14 protein-coding genes are annotated in these 13,589 nt (G+C 70.2%); 12 read left to right on the plus strand and 2 right to left on the minus strand.

Features of this window, described 5'->3' with window-relative positions; genetic code table 11:
• A partial coding sequence (locus FXF51_RS60035; RefSeq protein ID WP_187415209.1) for a LysR family transcriptional regulator occupies positions 1 to 335 on the minus strand: 335 nt, incomplete at its 3' end.
• A gap of 128 nt (positions 336 to 463) precedes the next feature.
• Between FXF51_RS60035 and FXF51_RS60040 the strand changes: the two genes are divergently transcribed.
• The 12 genes from FXF51_RS60040 (at position 464) to FXF51_RS60095 (ending at position 13,348) form a co-directional block, all read left to right on the plus strand.
• Positions 464 to 1,273: a cyclase family protein gene (locus FXF51_RS60040; RefSeq protein ID WP_148443806.1), complete on the plus strand. Its 810-nt coding sequence runs from the start codon at positions 464 to 466 to the stop codon at positions 1,271 to 1,273.
• The gene (locus tag FXF51_RS60045) at positions 1,273 to 2,916 is read left to right on the plus strand and encodes a thiamine pyrophosphate-binding protein (RefSeq protein WP_148443807.1); all 1,644 of its coding nucleotides are present in this window, start codon (positions 1,273 to 1,275) and stop codon (positions 2,914 to 2,916) included. Before FXF51_RS60040 ends, FXF51_RS60045 begins: the two co-directional genes overlap by 1 nt.
• Before the next feature lie 25 nt (positions 2,917 to 2,941).
• A complete protein-coding gene (locus FXF51_RS60050) occupies positions 2,942 to 3,832 on the plus strand; it encodes an ABC transporter permease (RefSeq protein ID WP_148443808.1) in 891 nt (296 codons plus the stop codon).
• Entirely contained in the window at positions 3,829 to 4,644 is an 816-nt protein-coding gene (locus tag FXF51_RS60055; RefSeq protein WP_187415210.1) for an ABC transporter permease, read from the plus strand. Before FXF51_RS60050 ends, FXF51_RS60055 begins: the two co-directional genes overlap by 4 nt.
• Positions 4,645 to 4,665: 21 nt before the next feature.
• The gene (locus FXF51_RS60060) at positions 4,666 to 5,469 is read left to right on the plus strand and encodes an ABC transporter ATP-binding protein (RefSeq protein WP_148443810.1); all 804 of its coding nucleotides are present in this window, start codon (positions 4,666 to 4,668) and stop codon (positions 5,467 to 5,469) included.
• Positions 5,470 to 5,557: 88 nt separating this feature from the next.
• Positions 5,558 to 6,514 (plus strand): ABC transporter substrate-binding protein, encoded by a 957-nt coding sequence (locus FXF51_RS60065; RefSeq protein ID WP_148443811.1) that lies wholly within the window; start codon positions 5,558 to 5,560, stop codon positions 6,512 to 6,514.
• Positions 6,515 to 6,607: 93 nt separating this feature from the next.
• Complete coding sequence (locus tag FXF51_RS60070; RefSeq protein ID WP_148443812.1) at positions 6,608 to 7,762, plus strand: thiolase family protein; 1,155 nt, start codon at positions 6,608 to 6,610, stop codon at positions 7,760 to 7,762.
• Positions 7,759 to 9,657, plus strand: coding sequence for an ATP-dependent acyl-CoA ligase (locus FXF51_RS60075; RefSeq protein WP_148443813.1), 1,899 nt, complete (start codon positions 7,759 to 7,761; stop codon positions 9,655 to 9,657). The genes FXF51_RS60070 and FXF51_RS60075 overlap by 4 nt, the downstream gene beginning before the upstream one ends.
• A complete protein-coding gene (locus FXF51_RS60080; RefSeq protein ID WP_148443814.1) occupies positions 9,650 to 11,104 on the plus strand; it encodes a 2-hydroxymuconic semialdehyde dehydrogenase in 1,455 nt (484 codons plus the stop codon). Before FXF51_RS60075 ends, FXF51_RS60080 begins: the two co-directional genes overlap by 8 nt.
• Before the next feature lie 23 nt (positions 11,105 to 11,127).
• Positions 11,128 to 12,132: an NAD(P)H-quinone oxidoreductase gene (locus tag FXF51_RS60085; RefSeq protein WP_148443818.1), complete on the plus strand. Its 1,005-nt coding sequence runs from the start codon at positions 11,128 to 11,130 to the stop codon at positions 12,130 to 12,132.
• Positions 12,129 to 12,917: an aspartate/glutamate racemase family protein gene (locus tag FXF51_RS60090; RefSeq protein WP_148443815.1), complete on the plus strand. Its 789-nt coding sequence runs from the start codon at positions 12,129 to 12,131 to the stop codon at positions 12,915 to 12,917. Before FXF51_RS60085 ends, FXF51_RS60090 begins: the two co-directional genes overlap by 4 nt.
• A gap of 2 nt (positions 12,918 to 12,919) precedes the next feature.
• Positions 12,920 to 13,348 (plus strand): Ohr family peroxiredoxin, encoded by a 429-nt coding sequence (locus FXF51_RS60095; RefSeq protein WP_148443816.1) that lies wholly within the window; start codon positions 12,920 to 12,922, stop codon positions 13,346 to 13,348.
• Here FXF51_RS60095 and FXF51_RS61700 read toward each other — a convergent pair.
• Positions 13,337 to 13,480, minus strand: coding sequence for a hypothetical protein (locus tag FXF51_RS61700; protein ID WP_187415211.1), 144 nt, complete (start codon positions 13,478 to 13,480; stop codon positions 13,337 to 13,339). The two genes, FXF51_RS60095 and FXF51_RS61700, sit on opposite strands and share 12 nt — an antisense overlap.
• Positions 13,481 to 13,589 lie beyond the last annotated feature (109 nt).

The raw sequence follows: 13,589 nt of genomic DNA on the forward strand, positions 1-13,589 counted from the left end.
GCCAGGTTGGTCCCCACCCGTAGTGGCCGCGCGCCTCCGTGGCGTACCTCCTCGATCTGCTCGGACGCTCGGCGAAGGCTTCCCAGCGCCGATCTGGCTCGTTCGATCAGGATCTCCCCGGCGGTCGTGGGGAGCACACTTCGAGGCCCGCGCACGAACAGCGCCATGCCGATGAGGTCCTCGAGCTCATGGACACTGCGCGTGACCGCCGGCTGGGACACGTAGAGGGCCTCGGCGGCCCTCACGAAGGACCCTTCGTCGGCGATCGTCACGAGGAGGATCAAATGGCGCAACTTCAGTCGACCGCCGAACGGCTGTTGGGCCTCCACCACCATGACCACCTCTCGGGTTCTCCGTCGATGGCGTGAGCGTATACCGTGGGGCGCCGCCATACCCTGGGGGTTATACCTAGGCCTGGTTTAGCATTGGTGGTCTACGTCTCACCCCGCGCAGGATTCTCGGCATGAATCCTCCGGCTTCTCCGGCCCTCCAGCCCTCGAACTGGAGCGACGCCCTCGCGTCCGGCGCCGTCACCGTCGTCGATCTGACGGCGCGGCTCTCTTCGTCGACCCCGGTCCTCCCGCTCCCCGAGGGGATGGCCCCCATCCCGCGCTTCGAGCTGGAAGAGCTCGCCAGGTACGACGAGCGCGGCAAGACCTCCTACCAGAACGGCATTCACACCGGCGAGCACGTCGGCACCCACTTCGACGCGCCCTGCCACTGGGTGACCGGCATCGAGCACGGCGACGTCGCCCAGGTGCCGACAGAGCGCCTGGTCGGGCCCGCCGTGGTCATCGACAAGACCGCCGAGGTCGCGCAGGACCCTGACTACCTGCTCACCGTCGAGGACGTGCAGGCGTGGGAGCGCGCGCACGGAGCGCTGCCGGCAGGCTGGCTCCTCTACCGCACCGGCTGGGCCACCCGGTCCCACGACCAGGACCTGTTCCTGAACGCCGACGACCGCGGACCGCACACCCCGGGCGTGACGCCGGAATGCGCCAGGTGGCTGGCTGACGAGAGCGACATCGTCGGGTTCGGTGTCGAGACCGTCGGCACCGACGCCGGCCAGGCCTTCGGCTTCGATCCGGCCTTTCCCGTGCACACCTACCTCCTCGGCGCGGGCAAGTACGGCGTCACCCAGCTGCAGAACCTCGGCCTCCTCCCCCTGACAGGCACGTTGATCGTTGTCGCCCCGCTCCCCATCGTGGGCGGGTCGGGCAGCCCTGCTCGCGTCCTCGCGCTGGTTCCCGGCAACGCCTCGGAGGTGAACTGATGCTGGTTCGTGAAGCGATCGGCGAGCAGCTCGCCGAACTTGGAGTGCGGGCCGCCTTCGGCGTGGTCGGCAGCGGCAACTTCCACTACACCAACGCGCTCATGGAGCACGGCGCCCGGTTCGTCGCGGCCCGCCACGAAGGTGGAGCGGCCACGATGGCCGACGCCTACGCCCGGATGTCCGGCGAGGTCGCCGTCCTCTCGCTCCACCAGGGCTGCGGATACACCAACGCACTCACCGGAATCGCCGAAGCGGCCAAGAGCAGGACGCCCTTGCTCGTCCTGACCGCCGAGGCGACCGAGCCCACCTCCAACTTCTTCATCGACCAGGCCGGCATGGCCGAGGGCGCCGGAGCGCTCGCCATGCGAGTGCGCTCGCCCGAAACGGCTCTGGTGGACGTCGCCCGCGCCTACGCGGCCTGCAAGCACCAGCAGCGCACCGTGGTGCTCAACGTTCCCATCGACGTCCAGGACATGGAGCTGCCGGCCCATGCGCGCCGGCGCACGTTCGAGCCCCTCGGGCTGCCCCAGCCCGCACCCGAGGACATCGCTCGTTTCGTCGAGCTGATCCGGTCCGCCGAGCGGCCGGTTTTCGTGGCCGGGCGCGGCAGCCGGGCGGACGGCGCGAAGGAGGCGCTCCGGGAGCTGGCGGCTGCCTCGGGCGCGCTGCTCGCCACGTCCGCCGTCGCGCGGGGACTCTTCAACGACGACCCCTGGGGCATCGACGTGTCCGGCGGCTTCAGCTCTCCGCTGACCGCCGAGCTCGTCAGCGGTGCGGACCTCGTGGTCGGCTTCGGATGTGCGCTGAACATGTGGACGATGCGGCACGGGAAGCTGATCGGCGAGCACGCCAAGGTCGTCCAGGTCGACATCGACCCTGAGGCCATCGGCCGCAACCGCGACGTGGATCTGGGCCTGTGGGGCGGCGTCGCGGAAACCGCCCGCGCCACCACGGCGGCCCTGGGTGACACGGCTGGCGGTGACCGTCGCGGCTACCGCACGCCCGAAGTGGGTCAACGCATCCGATCCTCGCTGCGCTGGAACCAGGTGGACTTCACCGACCAGTCGGCCGACGGGCGGATCGATCCCCGCACCCTGTCGATGGAGCTCAACCGGCTCCTTCCCAGCGAGCGGATCGTGTCGGTGGACTCGGGCAACTTCCTGGGCTACCCGAGCATGTACCTCGACGTCCCTGACGAGTACGGCTTCTGCTTCACCCAGGCGTTCCAGTCGGTCGGGCTGGGCCTGGCCACCGGCCTCGGCGCCGCGCTTGCCCAACCTGGCCGGTTGCCCGTCGTCGGCGTCGGCGACGGCGGATTCCTGATGGGGATCACCGAGCTCGAGACCGCGGTCCGGCTCGCGGTGCCCCTTATCGTGGTGATCTACAACGACGCCATGTACGGCGCCGAGGTGCACCACTTCGGATTCGACGGCCCGCCACTGGACGCCGTGGTCTTCCCCGACAGCGACCTCGCCGCGATCGCGCGTGGCCACGGGTGCGAGGCGATCACCGTCCGGGAGGTGGCAGACCTCGCGCCGGTCAAGGACTGGATCTCGTCCGGCCCGAGCCGCCCGATGATCATCGACGCCAAGGTGCTCTCGCGCGAGGGCTCGTGGTGGCTGCAGGAGGCATTCGGCCACTGAGCCGAATGCGAGGTCTGGAGGAGACATGGAGAGCAGGCAGCCAGTGGCGCTGACCGCGACCGAGACCGAGACCGTCAGCGTGACCTCACGCACCGGCGACGGCAACACGCGCCCTCACGAGCGGGTGCTTCGCAGTGACCGAATCATCGAACGCTCCATCATCGCGGCACGCGGCGTGGCAGGGGTTCTGGGCTTCCTCGCCCTGTGGGAGGTCGTCGCCAGGTACGACTTGTTGCCCCGCGACGTGCTGCCCGCCGCGTCGACGACCTTGGCGAGCTCGGCCGAACTCCTCGGCGACCCGGCCTTCCTCGGCCAGATCGGCGCCACGCTGTGGGCGGCCTTCGTCGGCTTCGCCCTGGCCGTGGTGATCGCGGTCCCGGCGGGACTGGTGCTCGGCCTCTCCGACCGGTTGCACGCGGCCACCGCCACCGTGGTCGAGCTGCTCCGGCCACTGCCACCTGTCGGGCTGGTCCCTCTGCTGGTGCTCGTGGCCGGTCAGGGACTGGAGATGAAGGCGGTCGTGGTGGCCCTCGGGTGCGTCTGGCCGTTGCTCGTCAACACCATTCACGGCGTTCACTCCACGGACGGCACGGCGCGGGCCACCGCACGCTCGTTCGGCTGGTCACAGCGAACGGTCGCCCTCCGCGTCGTATGGCCCTCCGCCGTGCCCTCGGTGCTGACCGGTGTGAGGATCACTGTCTCCGTGGCGCTCATCCTGTGCGTCGGCGCGGAGTTCATCGGGGGGAGCCGCGACGGGCTCGGCAGCTGGCTGCTCCAGCAGAGCATGCTCCCGGGCGGAATCGACACCGTCTGCGCAGGCGTCGTCATCGCCGGAGCACTCGGGCTCCTGGTCAACGCCGCAGTCACCGCACTCGAGCGCCGCTTCGCCGGCTGGGCGCACCGGGAGGACTCGTGAACACCCCGGTCAAGGGCAACGAACGCGTCCTTCGCATCGCCGTGGGCTGGGGCGCCGCGGCCCTGCTGCTGCTCGCGTGGCAGCTCGCGGCGGCACGCTCCGCATCACTGTTCTTCCCCACACCGCTGCAGATCTTCGACGACCTGCGGGAGCGATGGTTCTCCGACGGGCTGTCCGGCGGCATCGTGACCGACGCCTTCTTCGTCGACATCACACCGAGTCTCGAACGGCTCCTCATCGGCCTCCTGATCGCGTGGTCGATCGGCATCACGCTCGGAGTGCTCCTCGGCCGGATCCCGGTCGTCGCCCACATCGTCGAGCCGATCCTGCACTTCATGCGGGCCCTGCCGGGGCCGGTGCTCCTTCCCCTGGCGCTCGTCCTGGTCGGGACCGGGACGACGATGCGGGTCTCGCTGATCGCCTTCGGTGCCGTGTGGCCGATCCTCTTCAACACCTACAGCGCCGTACGGCGAGCGCCGGAGGGCTATGTCGAGACGGCTCGTGTGGCGCGGGTGTCACGGGTGCGCGTCCTGTTCCAGGTGATCCTGCCCTCGGCCAGCTCGGGCATCTTCGCCGGCATCCGCGTCTCGACATCGCTGGGCATCATCCTGCTCATCGCCTCGGAGCTGGTCGCGGCCTCTGACGGCATCGGATTCGGTCTCACCCAGGCCCAGCGTTCCTTCCAGTTCCTCCCCATGTGGTCGTTCATCGTCGCCCTGTCTCTGCTCGGCTACCTGTCCAACCTCGTCCTGACGGGGATCGAGTCCGGTGTCCTTCGCTGGCACCGCCTTCAGATGTCAGTCCAGGACTAACCCGGCCCGAAAGGCTCCACGATGTCGCACGCACTCCTGGAGGTCGAAGACCTCCGGCACACCTATCGCACTCGCCAGGGGGACCAGACGGTTCTCGACGGCATCAACTTCGAGGTCCGGCGCGGCGAGTTCGCCTCGATCGTCGGCCCGTCCGGCTGCGGCAAGACCACGTTGCTGCGCACCCTGTCCGGTCTGCTCCGACCCACGCACGGCACGATCGCGCTGTCGGGGGAAGTCATCACCGGCGTGCCCCGAGGCCTCGCCATGGTCTTCCAGGACTACCGGGCGTCGCTGTTTCCCTGGCGGCGCGTCGGCGCCAACGTGGAGTTCCCTCTCCTGGGCCGGGTCGCGAAGGCCGAGCGGCGTTCACGAACCGCCGAGACGCTGGCCGCGGTCGGCCTGGCCGACGTAGCCGACAAGTACCCCTGGCAGCTCTCGGGCGGCATGCAGCAGCGTGTCGCCATCGCCCGGGCGCTGGCGATGCGGCCGGAGCTCCTCCTGATGGATGAGCCGTTCGCCTCCGTCGACGCGCAGACACGCTCCGATCTCGAAGATCTGCTGCTCCGCGTCCGGGAGCAGTTCGACGTGACGATCCTCTTCGTCACCCACGACGTGGACGAAAGTGTCTACCTCAGCACTCGGGTGCTGTCTCTCAGCAAGGCGCCGACCGTCATGACGGCCGACGTACCGGTGCCGCTCGCGTTCCCGCGGGACCAGATCCGCACCCGGAAGGAGCCGTCGTTCGTCGAGACGAGAAGCGAGGTGGCCCGGCTGATCCGGGAGGCGAGTCCCGGTGGCCTGTCCACCGCAGAGAGCTCTCGCTGACGGACGACGCCGGGCGCGGGTCGTCCGCACCCGGCGCCCGAGACCGTCCCTGGCATGTGCGACGAAGCAACTTCGAAGGAGAACACCCATGAACCTGCGCACCAAGCGACAATTGGGCGTGCTCGCGCTCACGCTGCTGCTGGCGAGCGCCACCAGTGCGTGCGGCGGTGACGACGCCCCCGCGTCAGCCGATGGCCCCACCAAGGTCACGCTCTCGATTCCTCCGGTCGGCGACTCACTGCCGGTGTACGACGCGATCGCTAAGGGCTACTTCGCCGCTGAGGGCCTCGAGGTCGAGCTCAGGCCCGCCGCGAACGGCGCCACCACGATCAACGCCCTGGTCTCCGGCAGCACCGACCTGGCCCTGGTGTCCTACCCTTCGCTGATCACCGCCCGGTCCGGCGGCATTCCGGTCACCATCGCCGCTCCCGCGATCGCAGGGACTGAGGAGTACGCGTCCGGTCTCTACGTCCTGGCGGACTCCGACGTCAAGAAGCCGGCCGACATGGTCGGCAAGAAGATGGCGACCCCGTCGCTGGGCTCCGTCGGCGACGTCTGGTTCCGAGGCGAGCTGCTGCAGGAGGGTCTCGACCCCAGCAGCGTCACCTACGTGGAGATCCCGCAGGCCAACATGGCCGCCGCCCTCAAGGCCGGCGACGTCGACGGCATCTTCCAGACCGAGCCGACCCTCAGCGCGACCCAGGCCAGCCTCGACATCCGGCTGGTCGGCTACCAAGAGGGGCCGCAGGGCCTGTTCGCGACGTCCGCCACGTTCCTGAAGGACCAGCCCGCCGCGGTGGCGGCCTTCCGTGCCGCGCTCGCCAAGGCGGTCGCCGACATCGAAGCGGACCCGCACGGCGTGGCAACGGCGATGATGCCCAAGTACACCAAGATGAGCGCGGAAGTCGCCGCCAAGATGCGGCTTCCCCAGTACCAGGTCGACTACGACGCCGCGGGCGTCCAGAGCGTCATCAACCTGATGGTCAAGGTCGGCCTGATCAAGGCCTCCTTCAACGCCGGCGACCTCTATCAGGACGTCAAATGAGCACTTCCCATCGGCTTCGCTGACGAACGCTCCCACAACCCCCGCCACCAGCGCGGGCCACGCCTCACGCGCGCGGCCCGCCGGAGGAGATGCATGTCTCACCCCACCCGCGACCACGTCGCGATCGTCGGCGCCGCCGAGTCGCCCTACACCCGCCACCCCGGCGCGGGCACCACGACCGCCGGAGTGCTGCGTGACGCAGTCGTCCGGGCCCTGCTCGATGCCGGCCTCGAACCGGGCGACGTGGACGGGCTCGGTGTCGCCAGCTTCACCCTCGGCCCGGACCACGCCATCGACCTCGCCTGGCGGCTGGGCCTCAACCTGCGCTGGATCATGCAGGACACCAACGGCGGCGCGAGCGCCGGCGGAATGCTGCAGCACGCCGTGCGGGCCGTCGAAGCCGGCGACGCGTCCGTCGTCGTGCTGGTCGCCGGCGACGCCATGGACAAGACCGCCCACACCAGGCTGGTCAGGGCCTACAACCAGGCGACCGTCGACCACTTGGCAGACCTTCCCATGACCGGGCCGAACGCCCTATTCGCGATGCTGACGCAACGACAGATGGCCGCATGGCAGCTCGACCGGAAGGACTACGGCGACCTCGTGGTCGCCCAGCGTGCCTGGGCGGGGCTGAACCAGGGAGCGGTGTACCGCGCGCCGATGACGCTGGAGGAGTACCTCGAAGCGCCCCTGGTCGCGTCACCTCTCGGGCGTTTCGACTGTGTCCCGCCGGTGACGGGCGCCGACGCCGTCGTGGTCGCCGGCGAGGAGCGGGCCACGGGTCGCCGCGCCCGGGTGCTGGCGGTCACCACCGCCTACAACGCCGACGACCAGGCAGGCGACGGCATCCGGACCGCGGTCGCCGCCTGCGCCCCCGCCGCCTGGGACCGCGCGGGTGTCGCGCCGGCCGACGCCGACGTGATCAGCGTGTACGACGACTACCCGGCGATGGTGCTGTCCCAGCTCGTCGACCTCGGGGTGACCAACCCCGGAGCGATCCGGGCCGTCGTCGCCGAGCAGATAGCAACCCGGCGTCTGCCAGTCAACACGTCCGGCGGCCAGCTCTCCGCCGGCCAGGCGGGAGCCGGGGGCGGCATGCACGGATTGGTCGAGGTCGTCCAGCAACTGCGCGGGCGCGCCTTCGGCCGGCAGGTCGAGGCCCGGATCGGCGTGGTCACGGGCTACGGCATGGTGCTCTACAGGCACGGGTCCTGCGGCAACGTGGCAGTGCTGGAGGCGGTCGCATGAGCCTGCACGTCCAGCGCTGCGGTGGTTGCGGCAAGCACTACTTCCCCCGGCGCCTGCTGTGTCCCGGGTGCGGCGCCGACGACTTCGTCGAGGTGAGCGTCGAGCAGGGCCGGGTCGTCGCCTCCACGCGGACCAGCGACGGTACGACGCTCCTCACCGTCGAGTGCGCGGCCGGCCTGCGGGTCGTCGCGCGGCTGATCGGAGAACCCGAGGACCTTCCCCCGCATGGGGAACTGCCGTTCACGACATCTCCTGCCACGCCGGGCCCCGCGGCCTTCGTCCCGGATCCCACGCACGCCGGCGACGACCCCCGTCGCCTGCCGCGGGACACACCGCTGCGTGAGTGCACCATCCCCGGGATGCTGCTGGCCCGGGCGGCGCTGACGCCCGACGCTCCTGCCCTCGTCTGCGGCGACGTTCACCGCACGGCGGCCGGGATGGCCGAGGCGGTGGCGCGCGCAGCGGGTGCGCTCGCCGCCCGCGGCGTCACCGCGGGCGAACGAGTCGCCTTCCTCACCGCCAACCGTGTGGAGCTCCTCGACCTCGTGCTCGGTGCCGCCTGGCTGGGTGCGGTCGCGGTCCCGATCAACACCGCCGCCCGGGGGGCTCAGCTGCACCACATCCTGGCGAACTCACAAGCCCGGCTCCTGGTCGTCGAGGCCAGCCTCGAACCTCACCTCGAAAGTCTCCCGGCTCTGCCGGACCTGCAGGCGAGGTGGGTCCTCGGTGACCGGACCGAGCCCATGCAGGCCCCGGTATCGCCGGCCTTCGTCGCCCCCGCAGACCCCGCCGCGATCCTGTACACGTCGGGCACGACCGGCGTCTCCAAGGGAGTCGTGTGCCCGCACGCGCAGTTCTGGTGGTGGGGCAACAATGTCAGCGACCAGATCGGGATCCAGCCGGACGACGTGCTGCACACCTGCCTGCCGCTGTTCCACACCAACGCCCTCAACGCCTTCAGCCAGGCCATGGTCAGCGGCGCGACCTACGTCCTGGGCGGCCGCTTCTCGGCATCCCGGTTCTGGTCGCAGATGGCCGACAGCGGCGCCACCGTGACCTACCTGCTCGGCGCCATGGTGGGCATCCTCGACAGCCAGCCGCCGTCGGCCCTGGATCGCGCCCACCGGGTACGGCTCGCGCTGTCGCCGGCGACACCGGGCCGGCTGCTGACACCGTTCCGCGAGCGCTTCGGCGTCGCGCTGCTCGACGGCTACGGATCGACCGAGACCAACGCGGTCGTGGCCACCCGGCCGGGCAAGGAACGACCGGGTTGCATCGGGACACTGCAGCCGGGCTTCCACATGCGGGTGGTCGACGCCGACGGTGCCGACGTGCCGCCCGGTACCCCGGGTGAGCTGCTGCTGCGCAGCGACCAGCCCTTCGCCTTCGCGTCCGGCTACTTCCGGATGCCTGAAGCGACCACCGCCGCCTGGCAGGACCTGTGGTTCCACACCGGCGACCGTGTGTGCGTGGAGGCAGGGGGATCCATCCGGTTCGTGGATCGCATCAAGGACGTGATCCGGCGTCGCGGCGAGAACATCTCGTCGGTGGAGGTTGAGGACGTGCTCCGCGCGCACCCCGCCGTGGCGCAGGTGGCGGTCTACGCCGTCGATTCCGAGCTCGGCGAGGAGGAGGTCATGGCGGCGGTCGTCGCTAAGCAAGCCGCACAGCTCGACTTCGAGGACCTGGTCGAGTTCTGCGGCCCGCGCCTCGCGGCGTACGCCATCCCCCGATTCCTCATCCGGCTCGACGCCCTCCCGCTGACCGAGAACGGCAAGGTCCGGAAGCCGGAGCTCCGCAGCCGCGGAACCGACGGTGCATGGGACCGCCAGCCACCTCGTCCCCGGCCGACGGCTCCTGACTCGGCCCCGACACAACGGACATCCCATGCGTGAGTACAAGAACTTCCTCGACGGTCGATTCATCGACGGCTCGGAGGCGTTCGCCGACATCGACCCGGCGACCGGCCAACAGGTCGCCTGGGTGCACGAGGCGGACGCCGCCCTCGTCGACCAGGCGGTCCGGGCAGCGCGCGCGGCACTGGACGGCCCCTGGGGCCGGACGACGGTCCAGCAGCGCTGCACCCTGCTCCGCCGGGTCGCGGACGAGATCGACCGGCGCGCCGACGACCTCCTGGCCGCCGAGGTCGCCGACACCGGCAAGCCCGAAGCAGGCGCTCGCGCGCTCGACATCGCCCGCTCGGCCGCCAACTTCCGGGCCTTCGCTGATGTCATGGGAGCCGAAGGAGCGGAGTCCTACCTCCAGGACCTGGACGACGGCCGGCAAGCGCTGAACTACGCCGTCCGCAAGCCGCTGGGCGTCGTGGCGGCGATTGTGCCGTGGAACCTCCCGCTCCTCCTCCTGACCTGGAAGCTGGCGCCGGCGCTGGCGTGCGGCAACACCATCGTCGTCAAGCCGTCCGAGGAGACACCGGGCTCGGCGACGCTGCTCGCCGAGGTGCTCGCCGCGGCGGGCGTGCCGAACGGCGTCTACAACGTCGTCCACGGTTTCGGCACCGGTTCGGCAGGCGAGCACCTCACCAGCCACCCGGGCATCGACGGCGTGACCTTCACCGGGTCGACGGCGACCGGCGCCAGCATCGCGAAGACCGTCGCACCCCGCATCCGCCCGGTGTCCTTTGAGCTCGGGGGGAAGAACGCAGCCCTCGTCTTCGCCGACGCCGACCTCGATGCCACAGTCGCCGGGCTGACCCGCTCCGTGTTCGCCAACACTGGGCAGGTGTGCCTGTGCACGGAGCGCGTCTACATCGAACGCCCGGTCTTCGACGAGGTGACGGAGCGGCTCGTCGCCGCGGCCGAGGCCCTGCGTCTGGGAGCGCCTTCGGATCCGACGACGACGACCGGCCCGGTGATCTCACGGGCTCACCAGAAAAAGATCCTCGACTACGTGGCCCTCGCCGAGCAGGCGGGTGCCAAGACCCTGACGGGAGGACGGGCAGCCGCCCCGGGCGGTGCTCTCAACGAAGGCTTCTGGGTCGAGCCGACCCTCTGGACGGGACTGAACGACGACGACCGGGTCGTCCGGGAGGAGATCTTCGGTCCCGTCGCAGCGCTCATGCCCTTCGACACCGAGCAGGAGGCAGTCAGGCGGGCGAACGACACCGACTACGGGCTCGCGGCCGCGGTATGGACGTCCGACCTCCGTCGTGCTCACCGGGTCGCAGCCCAGATGCGGACCGGAATCTCGTGGGCCAATGCCTGGTTCCTGCGCGAGCTGCGATCGCCTTTCGGCGGCATGGGACTGTCGGGCATCGGCCGCGAGGGTGGCCGTCACTCGCTCGACTTCTACACCGAGACGACGAATGTGTGCGTGGCACTGTGAGCGTGGCCTCCTTCCCGCAGCACATGCGAGCCGTCGTTGCCAGCCGGCCGGGCGGGCCAGATGTCCTGACGACAACGCAGCGCGCCGTTCCACGACCTGCGCAAGGTGAAGCGCTGGTGCGCGTCGTCGCGGCAGGCGTGAACCGGGCCGACCTCATGCAACGAGCCGGCAACTACCCCGGCGCGGCAGCGGTCGCCGACCTCGGCCTCGAGGTCTCCGGGGTCGTGGTCTCGGTCGGTGACGGTGCTGGGGACGACCTGCTCGGCCGTGGGGTGTGTGCGCTCCTCCCCGGAGGCGGGTACGCCGAGTACGTCGCCGTGCGGGCCGCCCACCTGGCGCCGGTCCCCGCCGGTGTCTCCATCGTCGACGCCGGCGGGCTGATGGAGGCCACCGCCACCGTGTGGTCGAACCTCTATATGCCCGGCAAACTCGAACCGGGGTCCTGGCTGCTCGTGCACGGCGGCGCCAGCGGTATCGGTGCGACGGCCGTGCAGATCGCCGCCGCCCATGGCGTACGGGTGGCGACCACGGTCGGCTCGCCCGACAAGGCCGGGTTCGTCGAGGGGCTGGGTGCCGAGCTGGTGATCGATCACCGTCGGCAGGACTTCGCCGACGAGTTGCGCGATCGCGGCATCCGTCCCGCGGTGGTGCTCGACATCGTCGGCGCGGACTACCTGCAACGAAACCTGCAGGTGCTGGGCCGCGGCGGCCGCCTCGTCGTGATCGGCCATCAGAGCGGCGCAAAAGCCCCGATCGACCTCGAACCGCTGCTCAGGAACAACCTGACGCTCACCGGAAGCGGTCTGCGGATGCGGCCCGATCACGAGAAGGACCAGATCATCGCCGACCTCGTGCAGCACGTGTGGCCGCTGTACGAGAGCGGCGCGATCGTCCCGACCACCCACGCCGTCCTCCCGCTCGAGAGGGCCGCCGACGCTCACCGCCTCCTCGAGCAATCCCATCACCGTGGCAAGGTCCTGCTCCTCGCTGACCCTGACCTGCCCCCGCCACCCGGAAGCCGACGATGAGCAACCCTCCCTCCCGGATCCTGTACCAGAGCTTCACCGACCCGACCGTCCACCAGCCATACCTCTCCAGGCTGCAGGCCTACCTCACCGAGATCGCCGCGCCCGGGGTCACCTACGAGGTGCGCGGGATCAGCCCGGCCGACACCCAGCTGGGCAGGCTCAGCGAGTTGCGCTGTGGCGTTCAGTCGGTCGCCGGCATCGTCGCGGCGGCCGAGGAGGGCTTCGATGCCGTCCTGGTCGGCCACTTCCAGGACGCGTGTCTCTACGAGGCGCGGACGGCCGTCGACATCCCGGTCATCGGGCACGGCGAAGCCAGCATGCTCCAGGCCTGCATGCTGGGTGGCCGCATCGGCCTCGTCACCCTCGACCCCGTGTACCTCTCGTGGCACAGCGAGCAGATAGCACGCTACGGACTGTCGTCCCGGGTCGTCGACGTCCGGCCGCTGCGGATCACACCTGACCAGGCGGTCGCAGCCTACGACGACGACGCGGCGTACCAGTCGATCAAGGACACGTTCGTCTCGCTGGCCATCACCATGGTCCAGGAGAGCGGTGTCGATGTCGTGATGTCGGCGGGGGGCCTGTTCGCCCTGCTCAGCGCCCGCGACCACGTCGAGGTGCCGGGCGCGCTGGTGGCGAACCCGACCCTGCTCGCGGTCCGGCAGGCGGAGGCGTCCGTCGCGATCACGCGAGCGATGGGAACTCCGGTCTCTCGCGGGGGGACCTTCGCCAGGGCGACGCCACAAGCCGTGAAAGAACTACTCACTCTCGTCAAGGGGAACTAAGGATGACCACCTTCAGCTACACCGCCCACGCCTTCGCCACCGGTGACGGACGCTCCGGAAGCGTCCGCTCGGACGACGGCCTGATCGAGCTCGACCTAGGACTCCCCGAAGGCCTGGGCGGAGCCGGCGGGCACGTCAGCAACCCCGAGCAGCTCTTCGCCGCCGGGTACTCAGCCTGCTTCTTGTCGGCCCTGAACTCAGTCGCCCGCGCTCAACGCGTCAAGCTGCGCGACGCCCGAGTAGAGGCGCGGGTGACGATCGCCGGCGGGAGCGCTGGCTTCGACCTGTCCGTCGAGCTCGTCGTCACTGCTCCGGACGTGCCGCCGGAGACCGGGGAGGCGCTGCTGGAGGCCGCCCACCGCAAGTGTCCCTACTCCAAGGCCGTCACGGGAAACATCCCCGTGAAGCTCATCCTGTCCTCAGCAAGCTGAGTCGCGCACGACGCGCGTTACTGGGGCGATGGTCGGCGCGGCGGCCTCCACGCCCGCGCGTGCCTGGGGCCGGTTGCACAGCCGCACGCCGTACCCGCCGAGCACGTTCACCAGACGGTCCAGTGTGATCACGGTCAGCTCCCGGCCGGCGAACCGGTCGGCGGACCGGGCTGCGATGTCGCGTCGAGCCGTTGTGCCTGCTGCTGCAGATGGGTAAGCATGGCCTTGCCCGCGGGGGTGG

The sequence above is a fragment of the Nonomuraea sp. PA05 genome, from assembly GCF_008086045.1.
GTDB lineage: Bacteria > Actinomycetota > Actinomycetes > Streptosporangiales > Streptosporangiaceae > Nonomuraea > Nonomuraea monospora.